The organism is Haloarcula taiwanensis, from assembly GCA_002844335.1.
In the GTDB taxonomy this organism is placed as follows: domain Archaea; phylum Halobacteriota; class Halobacteria; order Halobacteriales; family Haloarculaceae; genus Haloarcula; species Haloarcula taiwanensis.
Genome location: CP019156.1, coordinates 50,957 through 66,594, shown reverse-complemented (window position 1 = coordinate 66,594; position 15,638 = coordinate 50,957). Strand labels below are relative to the sequence as shown.

Here is a 15,638-nt window from a genome sequence, read left to right as displayed (position 1 = left end):
TCACATGAATGAAAGTATCACATTTTCGATGAGCGCAGAGAGAAAGAAACAGATTGTAACACAGGCTGAGAAGAACGACGAAACGGTCACCCAGTTCTTGCTCAAGGCGGCAGAACAGCGTATATCTCGTGAACTGCAGGAGCAACGTGCTAACGAACTGGGGGTTGCAGATGAACTGCAAGACCTTGCTGATAGTGTCACTGGCGAAGTGAGCGCTGCAACGGATATCGACACAGATCAAGAACTGTGTCACACTGTAGCATTGTGGGAGTTGATTTCGAGTAAGTATGATGCTGATACTCGGGCTGCCGCAATGGAGGAAGCACCAGAGAAACTGCAGGAGCAGGTAGAGAAAGTTGGCGGAGGTGATGACTGATGACAGAGCGAGATGAAGTTCTTCAGATATACACGACCAGCGAAAACAAGGAATGGATCAAAGAGCGGGCTGAAATAGAAGGCAAGACGATCTCGGATATCGGCCATAGTCTCGTTGAAGAGTATATTGACCGCGAGACTGGTGAAACCCAGTTTGAGCGGTACGGGACTGATACACAACTCGAACTCGTCATGGAGAATATTCGGAGTGATATCACGGCTGAGCTGGACGAGTTCAAATCCGAGACGCTGGAGGAACTGAAGACAGTCCAGAAAGTCCGGACAGCATACACCATCGCTATCTGGAAACTACTGCAGGAGGACCACGATGATGCACACCTCAGATTAGCGATGAAATTTGCGACCGACCGCATTGGACGGGAGCCAGCTACAGAGACAACAAACGGGAGTGATACAGACTCAGGAGAGCAGGGTCGTGAGTCCTCGGTGGCGACTAATGCTGGGGGTGACGGTGCATGATACTGCCAACGGATTATCAGCGGAATGGAGCAGGGAATCTCGTTGATTACATCCGGCGCGACCGGGACCAGGACGCCGGCGCGACAGTTGGCCTACGGAATCCGGCCGGGCGAGAACTGTCCGACCCAGAGGTAAATCGGTTCGTCGACAAGAGCCGAGAATTCGGATTTCAGCGGCATCTGATCGTCTCGCCAGATCCCACTGGAGAATACTCACCAGAAGAGGTGAATGCCAACACTCGGGAACTTATGAACCGCGAGTTCGCCCGGCAGCCGACAACTGACTACGTATACGGTGTCCACCAGAATACGGAGTTCCCACACGCACACGTTGCGGCGACTGGCGAGCGTGCGGAGTTGGAGATGGATCGGGAAGATATTCGACAGATGCGCGAACAAGCAGCGACCGTATTTGAGGAACCCACTCGAACGAGAGACCCAACGGCTGCCCCTCGCGATGCCCCGGAGAATCCCGGTCGGGTCGTGGATCAAGAAGCACGGGCGCAGTACCACGAAGCAGAGCTGTCGCTGAACCCCGAAGCGGAAAAAGCGCTCAAACGGGCGACTGAGAAGAGCCAGCAGAAAGACGTCGGACAACCCACGGCTGAGAAAGCGAGCGAGGAGCGCCAACCTGAGCCACTCTCAGAACGTGCTGCAGAGAAGGCCGAAGAACAGGCGGCAACTGAACGCGAACCCGAAGTTGATCTTGAACGCGAGCAGGAACCCGAGCGCGAAGTTGGGTGGTGGCAGTGAGTTCTAGTTCCTCTGCGCCACCAGGACAACGCTCCGGAGAGGTTCCGAATAGTCTCAAGTACGACAACGTCGTCGGGTTCGTCTGGGCCGGATTCATGCTGTTGTTCCCGCCGATGATCGTCGACAGCGACAAGGTTCTCCCGAAGCGGTTCTGGGCGTGGCGCTACATTTACCTCGGCTTTGGACTCATCAGCACGGCGTTCTTCTACGACGTGCTTGTCCAGACTCCCAGCGCAGTGCTGTTGTTCCCGTTCGCACACGTTCTAGCTGCCGTCTCAGTCGGGACACTGTTTGCTGACTTCACCGTGCCCGGGCTATCGCTGCCGATGGTCTCGTACTCGACCACGGTGATCCTATATGCCATCTCAATCGGTATCGTGTTCTCCGGGGAACTACTCCGCCGGACATCGCCGGAAATACTCGCGATGAACCAGTGGGACCACGACGACGGGGAGTCTGTCGTCCCGCTCGAAGAAGTCTCTCACGAACACGAAGAGGCCGAGATGCCGTTCACGCTCGACCAAGATGTCTCTACAGCCGTCGTGGGCGAGACTGGGTCGGGCAAGACGTCGATGATGAAACTACTGGCCTACCAGTTCCCGTATTACAGCGATACTGCGGTCATCGCTCACGATACTGGCGAGGACTTCCAAGAGTTCTATTCGGAGCTGGGCTTTGAGGTTCAGCGCATCCGCCACGAAGACAGCGATGTGGTCTGGAATCTGTTCAAGGACGCCGATTCAGAGTCGGACTTCCGTGAGGTCGCCGGCGCGATCTTCGGCGAGGCCGACGGCCACGACCCATTCCATCGGCCCGCCAAACAGACTTTCGCAGAGATGCTGATGTACCTCCATCTCAGCGCACAAAAGAACAATCGCCGCCATGCTCTCTGTCACGCCGATATCGTCTCGCTGCTCAACGAGGGCCACATCGCGCTCAAGAAAGCCCTTGACGAATTCGACCGGCTGGACTCGGGTCACATCGACCCTGACAAGGGGAAAGGCGCACAGAACGTTTACCAGACGATCAAGGAGAACGTCGATCCCGTCTTCACTGGTGACTTCGGAGACTACGGGGAGTTCTCCCTGCAAGAGTACATCGAGAACCCGGAAGGCCGGGTCCTAATTATCGACTCCAATCCGACGGAACTGGAGACGCTCGGGCCGATGTACCAACTGCTCGTAGACTGGTCGATCCGCTACGCGATGAACGCCTCGAACCCGACAGTCCATATCCTCGACGAGATTGATGCGCTGCCGGCGCTCACTCAAGTAACGAACCTGACGGCCCGAGGCCGAAAGCACAAGGCTCGGGCACTAGTCGGCGTGCAAACAATCGGCCAGCTCAAAAACACGTACAGTACGATCTCTGGGATTGTCGGCAACTGCCCGCAAGGCGTTTACTTCGGTCCGGGTGACACTGAGTCGACGGACTTCATCCTCGACGAACTCGGCGAGAGCCGGCAGTATGACCGGTCCGAGATGGTGTCGATGAGCCATCAAGGGCGCGGCGAAAACCCACGGACGCAGGCTCGGGACACGTACAAAGAGAAGGACAAAACGCCGGTCACCTCTGGTCTGCTCCGAGACTTCCAGCCCGGTGAGTGCGTTGCCGTCTCTCGGACAACGTGGGTTCATGGACAGTCCTACGAACTGGCTGATGTTCGCGACAGTCTCCCAGCCCAGGGTGCGGAGTCGCCGGGCAGTTCAGAACCGGAATCCTCTGAGGATGACACCGACATAGAGAGTGACAGCTGGTTCTCGTTCACTCGGGCCCGACTCGATGATGTGCTCTATGGGTCACTTGGTGAGACCGAAGATGATGAGTCCAGAGAGAGTGGCCCGGATCGTGACCCTGAAGTCGAGCCGACTGCCGACGCGACAGATGGGGTGGGCGACGACGAGTCGAGCGACCCACTCGACCAGACAACAGCAAACACTGCCGTCACGTCACCGGATACAGACCACCCAGATGTATCAGATGAAGAATGTGAGTACGACGGTGGCGATCACGACCAGCAGTCCGACGACAACAGCGGTGACTTCTCCTCTGACGAGTCACCGAACCCCACCACTGATGAGACGGAAGCCGCTGAGAAAGGAGATGCTGAATCGGCCTCAGAATCAGACGCTACTGAGACTGATGAGCAAGACAAAACAGAGTCAGAAGAGAGGGGGCACGACCCGGCTGGGTTCATGTGACTGCTTCTCTACAGAGTAACGATAGCATCTAAGAAATTCTACACTTTTGCGGATAATCTCTTGATCTCCCTTTGGTTGTTGACTGATAGAGTCCTCTGGCTGTAGCCCCTCAATAGAGCCATTGTCAGATATCCAGTAAAATCTCTCCAGCTAACTAATTCTGGGTGAAATCGCCAGACGGAACCGGTTTTGCTCCTATCTGAATCTATTAGCCAAGTGACTGATTCGTACAAAATCGCAATACGTGGCGGGTGTGATTCACAGAATAATTGGTCCTTTAACTTGCCGTGCTTTGCGGGGCGTTCTGAGAGCGATTTTTGCGAGAAATGCATAGGCAACCTAACATTGGGAGAGCGGGTCGATAGACCCAACACAAACAGGGGTACGAATCCGTTCAGCCCACCTGCACTCAAACCTATTGGAGAACAGATAGGTATTGTCTCATCTCTTGGAGTCCGATCAGGACTGCACACGACGAACCAGCCTCACCGAACATCATGTGAGTCCACTGCCCAAGCACGTCGGCGGCCACCGCCGTCCAGGGCCACGCCGATCACGACCACACTCGAGTTGAGCCAGTGCTGGCAGACCCACGCCCGACCCTCGCTCGCTTCGGCCCCTCGTGGCGCACACCTTGTCGCTCACCGGTCGGCGAGCACACCATCATGTCCGGAGCTTTGTGTCTGAAACCCAATAGGTACAATGTGCCTTGTTTTCCCATCATAGTGTAGTCGCAAATTAGTGTGCCACTCAGCTGGGAACTGTCCGATTCCCGTCGGGGATCGCGCCCGCTACTGCAGGCACGATTGGACCGGCGTGAGGCGCGCGACCGCGCCGAGCGCAGCGCCTCGTCGTCCGAGTGAGCGAGGACACGACAGACGAGCATCGCGAGTCTGTCAGTGGCGTCGCGCGCTGGGACGGTCCACTGGTTCAGGTTTGATTCTCACGGACAGTTCGGTGGTTCATCAACTCTTCAGAAGGGTTCAACAGACAGAACTGAACTGCGTTTGGCAACGCATTTGATAGTTGCAATGTACTATTCATATAATTCGGGATGGCTATACTGGATGATCTCTCGGGATTCGAGTTCGAAGACCTGATGGAAGACGTGTTCCGCAACCTCGGCTACGAGAACGTCCGCCAAGCCAAGCGCACAGCCGATGAGGGACGGGACATCATCATGGAGGAAGTGATCGACGAAACGCGGCGTGCGATTATCGTCGAATGCAAGCATACGGGAACGGTCGGTCGCCCGGTCGTCCAGAAGTTGCACTCGGCCATCGCGACGTTTGACTTCGACGGCCCCAAGCGGGGGATAGTCGTCACCACTGGCCGATTCACGAGCCCTGCTCAGGAGTACGCAGATCGGCTCCAGCAAAACGACGACCCGTACCCCATCGAGTTGCTCGACGGCGAGGACCTCCGAGAGATCGCTGACGAGATCGGCCTCGACCTCTACAACGGTCGTATCGAGATTCTCTGCGACGAGACCCTGCGCCCGTACGACCCGGCGGCCAACGTCGACGCGCCGGTCCAAGAAGCGTTCCGCGATATCGAGAATATCGAGGCCGCTGACCTTCCAGAACCACACTCGCGGGTGACGTTCCGCCCGGTGGTTGAGGTCACCGCGGACACGAACGCAGTCTTCGAGACGTCGGTGGGAGTCATCCACCGGATCAACGACCGCACACAGTTTGTTGTCCACGCCGCACGCGGCCATCCGAAGGTGGCCGACGACGATGTCGCGACGCTGGTCGCCGAGAATTTCCACGCGACGATCGACCTCGATACCGAGCAGTTTACCGAGGTATTCGACGACGTTGAGGAGCGACGGTTCGGGCAGACCCAAACGGAGTACAAGGAGTGGGCCGTCGAGCGGCTTCAGGACTACCACACGACGACAGTGACCTACACGGGCGACAACAACGTCACGTACAACAAGACGTGTGAGCCGAACCGCTCGGACATTTCCGTCCAGTTGATCGAGCCAGTGTACCTTCCTAAAGTCCGGCACAAAACCGATCTGCAGGAGTACATCTACCCCTACGAGTACTACGCGGCGGGCCCGTCAAGAGTGACCGCCGAGGACGGCATCCATCAGTGCGTCCACTGTGACACGACCGGCGGTGACGAGACGTACACCTACTGCCCGAACTGCGGAGCCATTGCCTGCTCCAGTCACATCAAAACGGAGCGGCTGGAAGGTGAGCCGATCTGTACGGGCTGTGCGGTGACGGAGCGGTTCGCGCTGAAGACGAAGTACTTCTACGACGACCAGAACCTCGAGACGTTCCGCCAGGAGTACGCCGAGATGCCGCTTCATGAGAAGGCGATGGAGAACAAGTTACTAGCCGGGGGTAGCGTGGTCGCGACGCTGCTGCTCGTCGTTGGACTACTCGTCATCGGCGGCATCATCTGAGCGGGCTCGGTGTTCACCGTGGCAGTCTTCGCAGAACTGATCAAAAACTGCTGTTTCTCATCGGTACAGTCACCTGCCCGTAGCAAACGCTTATGGTTTCTAGTTTCGTAACACTATACAAGATGAGCTACGATACAGAACACGTTCGAAACTCGGGAGATACCCCGGGAATGATCACCGGGATTCCGACGTTCACAGAATTGCTCGAGAACCCGTCCCTTGCTGCCCTCTATACATCGATTAAACGTTCAGAGAGCACAACAGGCCCCGAACTCATCGAAGCAATGAATGTCTCGAAAAAGACGGTGTACGACTACCTACATAAACTGGAACAGGCAGGTCTCGTCAGCAAGGTCGCAGAGGAGGCTGGTACCGCTGTGTACACTGCTGAAGAATTCGAACTGACCTTAACAGTCCGCGAGGCTGAGGTCTCTATCACCCCAGAACTTATCGAAGTGATCGCACACAAAGACGAGTATCCAGCAATCGAGCGAGTTCTTGAAGACCACGGTATTGTCACATTCGCGCTAGCACACGATCTTGTGAAGGAGCACAGTGAGGGGGATGTCACAATCCGTCAAATCGCGAGTCTCACGGATCTTTCGCCTGGAATTGCGTATGACCTTGTTGAAGCGCTCTATTCGATTCTTGACCTCGGTGACAGCGAATCGGCTCCGACGACGTACACACCGGGAGATTTCGATGAGGACGACGGCGATCTACTTGAAGAACTGACCGACAAGTAGACCGAATGACGAGGATATACACGGCGAACATTGCGGACACGGTGATGTTTCGGAATCTAGGAAAGTATCCTAGTCCGCGACTACAATCGCTCAAGAGTGCTGTTGAAGAAGCTGGAACCGAAATCTGGGTGCCAGCAGCAGTCTACCACGAGCTGGCGGATACTGGGGGTGGTGACCAACCGACGAATCCATACCTTGACACGGCTATCGAAGAGGGGTGGGTTCGGGTAGCCACCCCGCTGTCAGGTGACCGAACAGACGACTTTGATAGTATCGCTGGGGCGGTTGAGAAAGCCCGGTTCGTTGCAGATGCCTTTCTCAACCAGCAAAGCAAATATCCAGAGACGAACAACTGGCGGGATGCGGCGTTGGTCGCGTTGGCAGTTCGCTTATTCGACCAGAATGCCCGGATTCGCGTAATAACCCACACAGCGGATAAAAACCTGGCAACAGCGTGTGCCCGTATCCCTCCCGAATTCGGCTACTATGATGTCCAGTCCAGATATTATAACCCACCACAGACAGCGAAAGCTGAGTTCCCAACTGTTGACCGGCTTACGTGGGATGGGCCAGAGTAGGTTACGAGATGTATACGAAATCAGCTAACAGATCTGTTAGGTTTGTATGCTTGGCCGGGATCGCGCCCGCTACCGCAGGCACGACTGGACCGCCGCGAGGCGCGCGATAGCGCCGAGCGCAGCGCCCCGTCGTCCGAGTGAGTGCCAGCGAACGAGGACACGACAGACGAGCATCGCGAGTCTGTCAGTGGCGTCGCGCGCTGGGACGGTCCACCAGCCATCCAGCCCAGTTGCGCCCCGGCCGGCAGACCCACGCTTGCGATCTATCCGACACTCCGTGGAATCAGGACCTCGACGTGTGCCAGCTGGAACCACCCCGACCCGGAGCTTTTTGAGCGATGACGGACAAGTCTGAATCGCACCGTTCTCATGTCACAGCCACACCTTTCTCCAGAGCAACAGCCATCCAACCAGCGACCGGACGATGTGTACGTCGTTGGGTTGACCGACCGACAGGATGTCCCGGTGACGATAGCTAAAGTCGCAAACGTAGCGAGAGGATCCACAGATTGAGCCGGTATCGTTTTTGAGCATGTACAGGCCCAACGAGATTCAGTGAAAAACTTCTGGGACCACTGAATAGCTGTTCCGATCTGGGCCATGACAGAGTATGATTCAAAAAGTAATTTAGGCCTGCCTAAAAAGAAATGTCGTATGACAGTGAAGGACTTGGGAAAGAAAATGAAGTGGAAGGGGAAAGACCGGCTGACTGAGAGCACAATTGAATACATAGCGTTCCTCACTCGCTCGGAACACCGATTTCGCGTGCTCAATTTATTAGCGGATGGTTCCAGTTCCCGCGATGAACTGCGCGACCAGCTGGACGCGACGCGAGTAACCCTGAGCCGAATTCTTGGAGACCTCGAGGATCGGGAACTCATTCAACAAAGAACCCCCGATAGGGTGTACGAACTATCCTCTTTCGGTGAAGCTGTTCATCGAGATCTCGCTAGGCTTCAGGGAACTGTAACAGTTGGACAGACCTATCCCAACCTGATTTCGCGACTCCCGACCGACTGGTTCGACTTTGATCTTCGTTGCCTCGCCGATGGCGAGCACGTCCACGGCAAGTCCGAGGATCCACTCGCAGCCGCTCGCGTTGTAGCGAACGCAATCAAAGATGGATCTTCGTGTGAGTCACTTGTTGGGACGTTTACTTCCCTCCCGATGTATGGGTACGAACAGTCTATCCGGAACGGGAACCAACCTGAAGTCCACGTCGTTTTCGATTCGAATGTTACTGAAACGATGGTAGGGGACTCATCTCTACGCACGAAGTGGCGAAAAATCGAGTCCCAGGTCGATACAACAGTATATCTTAGTCTTGATGAATCTGTCCCCTGTACCATCGACCTCATCGACGGCGAAACAGTGTTTTTCACCATCGACCGGGATCAGGAGACTGGATTCGATATTATCTCATGTTCTCACCCTGATGTGATAGCGTGGGCTGAGCAGGTCATCGCTGAGTATCGTGATCGTGCGGTGCCGCTCGCTGAGCGGACAACTGACGTCGCCCGATAGAGCGACAGCGGAGTGTTACTCGTAACACGCTGTGAACATCGTACGCGCTGGATTAAATCGGACAGCGGGAATCAATAAGTTGTTTTAGGCCACCCTAATCAATATGGTACGTCGACGTCAGTTGCTTGTGAGTAGTGCTAGTCTCATTGCTGCCGGCTTCTCCGGCTGTGTTGGAAGTTCTACCGACGGAACGGACAGCACGGATCAGTCACGGAGTACAGAGACAGACAGTAATATCGCCAGTGAGACGGCAGCTTCCGAAACAGCAGCGTCGGACCCGACACCGTATACGGTCCGAATGGAACCTAACGACCCCTACACATTTGAAGAGGTGCCCGAGACGTATGGCGTCGGTACCAGTCCCTTCATCGACATGGGCATGGCGCTTGGGATCCACCCGACGGCGACCACTGGTCTCGAGCGCGCCCCGTTGAAATTCTACGACCTCCTTGATCTTGGATTCGACGAGAGACAGCCCGTCAAGATCGCCAGCGATGCCGAGTCCGGCTACGATAAGGAGAACTTCTATGCCGCTGATGCAGATGTCTGGCTCATCTCCCGAAACAACATCAGCCGTTACGTCAACTGGGACGACTCCGACTTCGTAGATGTCGAGTCCCAGACTGGCCCCTTTCTTGGGACGACGCTTCGCTTTGCCCCCCAATCCGCTGTTCAGAACGAACCGAATCCGTACACGATGTACGAGGCCTTCGAGAAGGTGGCGGACATTTTCCAGCGCCAACGGCGGTTCCAAGGCTGGCAGTCGCTCCACAACGACCTCATGGGTACCATTGAGGACGCGCTCCCGCCGGAGGACGAACGTCCCACGGTCGCCGCTATTTGGCGCGGTGTTAGTCCTGACTCCGGCCGGTTCCGAATCGCGCCCCTCCACCGCCTCGGCAACAATACTAAGTCCTACTATCGCCTCGGTATGCAGGACGCCTTCGAGGGACAGTACCCAGACGGACCTGTTGGCTACGAAGAACTGGCCCGCGCTGACCCTGACTATATCGGCGCTGTCGGCGCACTCACATCAGCGACCCACGAGGAGTTCGTGAATACCGTCATTGAGCCCTTCGAGAACAACGAGAACGGCCAACGACTCCGCGCCGTCCAGAACGGCAATGTCATCCGAAGTGGCGGTCAGTATATGGGCCCCATCGTCGATATGTTTTCCACCGAAGCTGTCGCGAAGCAGGTTTACCCCGACGAATTCGGCGAATGGCCCGGCGCTGTCGGTGCCATCCCGGAGAGCGAGCAACTCTTCGACCGCCAGCGTCTCATCGACATCGTCAACGGGGATCTGTAGAACCGATGGCGGAACTGTTTGATCGACTCGCAGATCGAAAAGCGGCGGCCAAGCGCTGGTATGCCGACTCGGCTCTGGCGGGTGTCGTGCTCGGAAGTATCACCGTGTTGGTTGGAGCAACGTTGCTACAGGTAAGCTTCGGCGCGTTCCCGCTGACACTCTCTGAAGCGTGGGGTGCAGTCCTCGACCCCAGAATCCTGTTCAGTCTGGAAGCGTGGCACGCATTCCTGTTTGGCGCTGATATCCCCGAGTGGTTCACTCAGCAACAGCACATCGTCTGGAATATCCGCCTGCCGCGTATTCTGGTCGGCGTGCTCGTCGGTGCAAACCTCGCGGTTTCGGGCGCCATCTTCCAGATTATCACTCGGAACGAGCTCGCAAGTCCCTACATTCTCGGTATCAGCGACGGTGCCGGACTCGTCGTGTTGGTCGTACTGACGGCGTTTTCTGAATTCCTTCCGCTTGTACCCGTTCTCGCAGCACTCGGTGGTGGAGGGGCGTTCCTGCTAGTGTATGTTATCGCGTGGAAGAGCGGTACGAGTCCTGTTCGACTGGTACTGGCAGGTGTTATCGTCGGAACTGTCTTCGGGTCCATCCAGCGGGCATTGTTCTTCTTCATCGACGACCTCAACACCGTGATGTCTGCACAGGCGTGGCTCTCCGGATCGCTGCTGAACACCGACTGGGCGGAGGTCCGCATCGCGCTCCCGTTCACGGTGCTGGCGCTCGTACTCGCGTTCATGATGACCGCGGAACTGGACGTGCTCGCACTCGGCGAGGAAACCGCAAACTCTCTCGGTATGCCTGTCGAGAAAATGCGATTCGCGGTTGCCGGTATCGCCGTGTTGTCAACGGCGGCGGCGATCGCGGTCGCGGGTCTCATCGGCTTCGTCGGACTCATCGTCCCACATATGGCCCGGAACGTCGTTGGTGCTGACTCGCGGCGGCTCTTGCTCGGGTGTTTGTTTCTTGGGCCGGCGCTACTGGTCGGTGCTGATGTCGGTGCCCGCCTCGCGCTCAACCCCATCCAGCTCCCGGTGGGTATCATTACGGGACTTGTCGGTGGTCCGTACTTCCTCTATCTGATGCGGAAGACCGAGAATCTGGGTGAAGTGTGATGTGGGGATATGAGATCTCACGTGAGCATGGAACGGACCGAGAATTGTCGGATGATGTCACAGACGATCTGCCCTCCCTCCCGCAAAGCTCTCGTCGAGTCGTTTAGCAGTCGGTACTCCCTGCTGGATCCTACCTAGTCTGAAACAGGCCCGAGCAGTAGCACGCATCGTCTCCTGATCAGTGTCGAGCCAACGACGCTGGAACCGACAGCGGGCTTGAATTACTCGCATAGGATACTGCCTTATTACTTGACGCCGCCACCTATTTATATGCTGTTGCACAAAATCAGATAGTGTCTGAAATGGCGAAACGTGATATAACGGTGTGCATCAATGCGTATCCTGACTCGGATACCGATGTCTTTCGTATCAGTGCCGCAGACGACATCCTACGACTGCTCGTCGACGCCCACGATACGGAGTTTACGATCCCCGAACTCGTCGACGCCACGGGTGTCACCCGCTCGACAGTGTGGCGGGCTGTCGACCTCCTCGACAATATCGGTGCCATACAAATTCGAGAGACGCCACAACGAAACTACATCACGATCAACCCAGATCGACTCCAGAAAGACGACCCGATCCTCGCCATTCCGCAGTCTGAGTTCCATGCGCCGATCCGGGCCTTCATCGATCGTGTGCAAGCCGCGATTACCGACGCCGACGACGTCGACGAACTACTCGGTATCGTTGTCTTTGGAAGCGTTGCTCGGGGTGAGGCTGACCGGCAAAGCGACATCGATTGTTTCGTCGTCGTCGATGGCGACCGGACGACAGCCCGCCGACGGATTACCGACGTTGTTGGTGGGCTCCAGTCCGACCGCTTCGACGGTGACCGGTTCGCGTTCGAACCGTATGTTGAGTCTGCGGAAAGCGCATACAGAGCTGGGTCAAAACTCCGTGAAATCTTCGCTGAGGGTATCACGGTGTACGGCAGCGACCAACTCGACTCAGTCCGAAAGGAGGCCGTCGCCGATGAGTAGCACGCGAATCGAGCAACTCATCGACAACGTGCAAGCCGCGTTCGACCGACGTCCAACAGAAATCGAGACCGGGCTAGATGTCGAGGGCGCTGCCATCCTCCAATTGCGGAAGGCCTGTCGCTTGCTTGCCGGCGCTGAGGCACTCCAAAACGCTAATTACTACACGCTCGTCATCGAAGCGTCGTTCGTCGCCATCGAACGAACTGTGGAATTTCGGCTCCTCGAACGCGGAACGATGCAGCCGGATGACCTCCCCGGGACGCATCCCGGGGTCTACCGGGAGGCAGCAGCGGCCGGTGTATTTGAAGAATCGATGGCCACGGACCTCGCAGATCTCTGGCGCGATCATCGAGCAAAAACCTACTATCAGGATGGGCTTGCCTCAGCAGCGCGTGCCGAAGCGATGTACGAACTCGCAACTGAGATTCATAGATACGTTACTGGGCGATCTCGACAGGGACATGAGTGTATCTGCGGGAAAACAACGCAGTAATTCATCTCTGCCAAGAAATGCGGCTTCTTTGTTTCCTCTTCTTTGCCGGCCGGGATCGCGCCCGCTACTGCAGGCACGAGTGGACCGGCGTGAGGCGCGCGAATGCGCCGAGCGGAGCGCTCCGCTGGCGTCGCGCGCTGTCGCGACCCACCAGCCACTCAGCCCCAGTTGCTCCCGGGCCGGCTGGCCCACGGTCACGTACACACCAGAACATCGGCTCTCTCACAGCCCCCACCAGACTGACCCACGTTGACGCGCTGGTGCGGTGGCGTGCCAGTCCGTGCGCGCGCTTGTCTCGCCGCCGTCCGCTGTGCCGGAGGCGGCGGCGAGGCCGCGTGCGCGAGCACCGTCGCACCGCCCGAGGAAGCCCCCCGCTCAGTGGGGACGCCCCTCGCTATCGGGCGTCAGTCTGCGGAGTGGACGATACCGCGATGAGTGGCGGCCCCATGCTCAGTGTCGAACAGGTCCGAACACCCGGACTCGGGACAGCGGGCCTTCCCGAGCGTCACGGCGACCGCGTGGTCAGTGTCCCGCTCGTTGGCCCACTGATGGGTGTCTGATTCGGCCTCCCACGACGCCACCGCCGGGCTATCACCCGAGGAGCCGAACATACTACTCCCGTGTCCGGTGGGCGCGGGACCGTCGCCGCGCTCGATGATGCACATGAGCGTGTCGCTCGTGACCGCCACCGTCTTGATACCGTTGTAGTCGTCGGGCTTGCCCCCGGAAATCCGAACTCTGTCGCCTTCGTGGAGCGTGCGCACCATCTCGCCGCCATGCATGGACTTGCCCCAGACCGTGACCTTCGCGCTCGTTCCCTTGTCGTCCTCGATATAGAGGACTTGGTACTGGTTCCGAGCGTCTGGCTCCGCGATGATGTGGGTCACTTCGCCCTCGACCGTACACTCGTAGCCGTAGGGCGAGACATCCGCGATAGGCGTGGGTACTTGCAGGTCGTTCTGGGCCTCGTCCAAGACGGTAAAGGAAGCCTCATACAGGCTGTTACAGTCGCCCATCTGCCCGGACACAAGGGCGGCGAGTCGGCGGCTTGCCGCCGCCTGCGACAGACTGGTCTTGTCTGCCAGCGTCGCGGCTTGCTGGTTGACTCGCGCCAGCGTGTCGCGGTCCATCCACTGCCGGGGGTCAGCCGGGGAGCGGAACCCGTCAGCCCGTTCGGTTTCCGCGTCGGTGAGCTGGCGAGCCGAGGCTTCGCGGTCAGCACCGTCGACGTGGGCGCGTGCGACCTCGGAGTGTCGGGCTTGCTCGGCTTCGCGTCCGTGGCGTTCTTCCTGCTGTTCTAGCGTTTCGCCAAACCGCCGGTCCGGACCAACCTCGGTCGAGCGGGTCCAGTCGTATGCCTCCTCCTGCCGGGCGTAGAAGTTGCCACGGCTATCGCTCCCCCGATTCATCCTGAAATCGAGTTCGTCGCCGTTTTCGGTCTCTGCGACCGCCTCTAGAAGTTGCTCGGGACCACCCTCGACGTGGGCCGAAAGGGAAACCGTCTGGTTGCTTGCCGATGCTTTCTTACCGCTGGAATTGGTAGCGTACATTGTCTTTCTCGCACATACGGAAAGACACTTGTCGGGTGCTCCTACACCCGATTTCTGCGGCGTGAAACTGCCCTGCCAGCGCCGCGTGCGTCGTGTCTTTCCGTACTTAATGGCATGGGTGCCGACTACTTAAAGATACCGGACCATTTGGATTGTTTCAAGTGCAATATTCGGGTGTTTGAGTGGTTTCTAAGCGGCGTCTTGTGTTTCGAGTTTCGAGGGAGAATAGTATATAAAGACCGTAGGTGGTTGACACCCCGGCGGGCGGTCCCATCGTGTGTGGTTGCGGTGAGCCAGCATCCCGCGCGGCCAAGCGAGTGCCGGATGGGTGAAAGCCCGGCAGCGCAACGAAGTGAGCAGCCCGGAACACAGGGCACGCAGTGCCCGTCCTCGTTCCGGCGAGGGAGCGCCGGCCGCGAGGGTTCCTCAGCCGGATCGCGCGCGACTCCGACGCGTGCGTTCGATTCTGCTGTGCTGTGCCGTAGCAGTCGGGTGGGACTGAAAGGGGCACGCCGCTGGCGCTTGCTGTGGTCGCGTCAGCGGCCCCTATCCGCGTGCGGTTTGCGCGGATATGTCGCTGAGCGACCGCCAGCGGCGTGGGGCTTTCAAGGTGTGCTAGTCCGACACCGAGTTCGTCGTCGCGATACCGTTCGGAGTAGTGCCGTCGAAGCTAGCAGTCCCGTCGTAGTCAGTCGTACCGCCGAGGTCAGTGCCACGAGTCCCGCCACCAGCTGTCCCATGAGTCCCGCCATCAGCAGGGCCGCCTCCCTCGACACCGTCACGAGTGCCACAGGACTCGACTCTAGGGCCAGCAATACCAGAACTTCCTGCCCGCCACACACGAGACGAATCCCACCCGAACCCTCTCCGCCGGCCATCGGTCCACGCACCGGCTCCGGCAAGAGCGAGCGTGCCGCCCAGCGGCGGCTGCCCGGCGGTCAGACGACACACCAGCCAACCACCTGTATCTGCCCGGCCGTCAGTCCCACGCCGACACACACTCGTCTCTCGCGCTCTCAGCCCGCCTGCCAGCCCCACGCTGCTATCCACCAGGTATCCGTCTGCTTCGCCCGGCCGTCTGCCCCACGCTGAGAGGGACCGACTGCCAGC

At 58.0% G+C, this 15,638-nt stretch carries 13 protein-coding genes; 12 read left to right on the top strand and 1 reads right to left on the bottom strand.

Features of this window, described 5'->3' with window-relative positions:
* The first annotated feature begins 4 nt into the window (after window positions 1-4).
* From BVU17_17820 to BVU17_17765, 12 genes are all read left to right on the top strand, one after another.
* Window positions 5-376 carry a hypothetical protein gene (locus BVU17_17820; GenBank protein AUG49438.1) on the top strand — a complete coding sequence of 124 codons (372 nt, stop codon included), beginning with the start codon at window positions 5-7 and terminating at the stop codon, window positions 374-376.
* The gene (locus BVU17_17815; protein ID AUG49437.1) at window positions 376-855 is read left to right on the top strand and encodes a hypothetical protein; all 480 of its coding nucleotides are present in this window, start codon (window positions 376-378) and stop codon (window positions 853-855) included. Before BVU17_17820 ends, BVU17_17815 begins: the two co-directional genes overlap by 1 nt.
* A complete protein-coding gene (locus tag BVU17_17810; protein ID AUG49436.1) occupies window positions 852-1,607 on the top strand; it encodes a relaxase in 756 nt (251 codons plus the stop codon). Before BVU17_17815 ends, BVU17_17810 begins: the two co-directional genes overlap by 4 nt.
* Complete coding sequence (locus tag BVU17_17805) at window positions 1,604-3,808, top strand: conjugal transfer protein TraD (GenBank protein AUG49500.1); 2,205 nt, start codon at window positions 1,604-1,606, stop codon at window positions 3,806-3,808. Before BVU17_17810 ends, BVU17_17805 begins: the two co-directional genes overlap by 4 nt.
* Before the next feature lie 1,054 nt (window positions 3,809-4,862).
* A complete protein-coding gene (locus BVU17_17800; GenBank protein AUG49435.1) occupies window positions 4,863-6,227 on the top strand; it encodes a restriction endonuclease in 1,365 nt (454 codons plus the stop codon).
* Between the two features lie 92 nt (window positions 6,228-6,319).
* Window positions 6,320-6,973 (top strand): transcriptional regulator, encoded by a 654-nt coding sequence (locus BVU17_17795; GenBank protein ID AUG49434.1) that lies wholly within the window; start codon window positions 6,320-6,322, stop codon window positions 6,971-6,973.
* Between the two features lie 14 nt (window positions 6,974-6,987).
* Window positions 6,988-7,551: a hypothetical protein gene (locus BVU17_17790; GenBank protein AUG49499.1), complete on the top strand. Its 564-nt coding sequence runs from the start codon at window positions 6,988-6,990 to the stop codon at window positions 7,549-7,551.
* Between the two features lie 681 nt (window positions 7,552-8,232).
* Window positions 8,233-9,075 (top strand): transcriptional regulator, encoded by an 843-nt coding sequence (locus BVU17_17785; protein AUG49498.1) that lies wholly within the window; start codon window positions 8,233-8,235, stop codon window positions 9,073-9,075.
* A 103-nt stretch (window positions 9,076-9,178) separates the two neighbouring features.
* Window positions 9,179-10,384, top strand: coding sequence for a ferrichrome ABC transporter substrate-binding protein (locus tag BVU17_17780; protein AUG49433.1), 1,206 nt, complete (start codon window positions 9,179-9,181; stop codon window positions 10,382-10,384).
* A gap of 5 nt (window positions 10,385-10,389) precedes the next feature.
* Complete coding sequence (locus BVU17_17775; protein AUG49432.1) at window positions 10,390-11,502, top strand: ABC transporter permease; 1,113 nt, start codon at window positions 10,390-10,392, stop codon at window positions 11,500-11,502.
* Between the two features lie 302 nt (window positions 11,503-11,804).
* Complete coding sequence (locus tag BVU17_17770) at window positions 11,805-12,485, top strand: DNA polymerase subunit beta (GenBank protein AUG49431.1); 681 nt, start codon at window positions 11,805-11,807, stop codon at window positions 12,483-12,485.
* On the top strand, window positions 12,478-12,978 hold the full coding sequence (locus BVU17_17765; GenBank protein AUG49430.1) for a hypothetical protein: 501 nt from the start codon (window positions 12,478-12,480) through the stop codon (window positions 12,976-12,978). Before BVU17_17770 ends, BVU17_17765 begins: the two co-directional genes overlap by 8 nt.
* A gap of 404 nt (window positions 12,979-13,382) precedes the next feature.
* Here the strand turns inward: BVU17_17765 and BVU17_17760 are convergent, their stop codons facing one another.
* Window positions 13,383-14,528 carry a hypothetical protein gene (locus BVU17_17760; protein AUG49429.1) on the bottom strand — a complete coding sequence of 382 codons (1,146 nt, stop codon included), beginning with the start codon at window positions 14,526-14,528 and terminating at the stop codon, window positions 13,383-13,385.
* Between the last annotated feature and the right edge of the window lie 1,110 nt (window positions 14,529-15,638).

Bases quoted from the DNA above. Each gene is read 5' to 3' on its own strand.
- BVU17_17775 (AUG49432.1), top strand. From the start codon at position 10,390: ATGGCGGAACTGTTTGATCGACTCGCAGATCGAAAAGCGGCGGCCAAG.
- BVU17_17795 (AUG49434.1), top strand. From the start codon at position 6,320: ATGGTTTCTAGTTTCGTAACACTATACAAGATGAGCTACGATACAGAA.
- BVU17_17810 (AUG49436.1), top strand. From the start codon at position 852: ATGATACTGCCAACGGATTATCAGCGGAATGGAGCAGGGAATCTCGTT.
- BVU17_17815 (AUG49437.1), top strand. From the start codon at position 376: ATGACAGAGCGAGATGAAGTTCTTCAGATATACACGACCAGCGAAAAC.
- BVU17_17800 (AUG49435.1), top strand. From the start codon at position 4,863: ATGGCTATACTGGATGATCTCTCGGGATTCGAGTTCGAAGACCTGATG.
- BVU17_17785 (AUG49498.1), top strand. From the start codon at position 8,233: ATGAAGTGGAAGGGGAAAGACCGGCTGACTGAGAGCACAATTGAATAC.
- BVU17_17760 (AUG49429.1), bottom strand. From the start codon at position 14,528: ATGTACGCTACCAATTCCAGCGGTAAGAAAGCATCGGCAAGCAACCAG.
- BVU17_17765 (AUG49430.1), top strand. From the start codon at position 12,478: ATGAGTAGCACGCGAATCGAGCAACTCATCGACAACGTGCAAGCCGCG.
- BVU17_17820 (AUG49438.1), top strand. From the start codon at position 5: ATGAATGAAAGTATCACATTTTCGATGAGCGCAGAGAGAAAGAAACAG.
- BVU17_17780 (AUG49433.1), top strand. From the start codon at position 9,179: ATGGTACGTCGACGTCAGTTGCTTGTGAGTAGTGCTAGTCTCATTGCT.
- BVU17_17770 (AUG49431.1), top strand. From the start codon at position 11,805: ATGGCGAAACGTGATATAACGGTGTGCATCAATGCGTATCCTGACTCG.